Source organism: Psychrobacter sp. TB55-MNA-CIBAN-0194 (assembly GCF_040309505.1).
GTDB lineage: Bacteria > Pseudomonadota > Gammaproteobacteria > Pseudomonadales > Moraxellaceae > Psychrobacter > Psychrobacter fozii.
In genome coordinates this window covers 1-270 of the sequence record NZ_JBEOOW010000307.1, presented here as the reverse complement: position 1 = coordinate 270, position 270 = coordinate 1, and the positions used below count along the sequence as shown (strand labels likewise).

Here is a 270-nt window from a genome sequence, read left to right as displayed (position 1 = left end):
GCTAAGGGTTAACGAGTTAATTGCCGAAATAAAAGTGGAGATGGTAATGGTTAGCGCAAACTGTTTATAAAACTGTCCGGTTAAGCCTGACATAAATGCAGTAGGAATAAATACCGCCGCCAGTACCAATGTGGTGGCAATAATCGGACCGGTCACTTCTTTCATTGCCTTTTGAGTGGCAGCAACGGGCGATAATCCGTCTGAGATATTTCGCTCAACGTTTTCAACTACTACAATCGCATCATCGACCACGATACCAATCGCCAGCAC

1 protein-coding gene is annotated in these 270 nt (G+C 44.8%); it reads right to left on the bottom strand.

Translation table 11 applies throughout. From position 1 onward, the window contains the following. Positions 1-270, bottom strand: a 270-nt coding sequence (locus tag AAEY75_RS15255) for an efflux RND transporter permease subunit (protein WP_352260055.1), incomplete at both ends; no start/stop codon positions are given.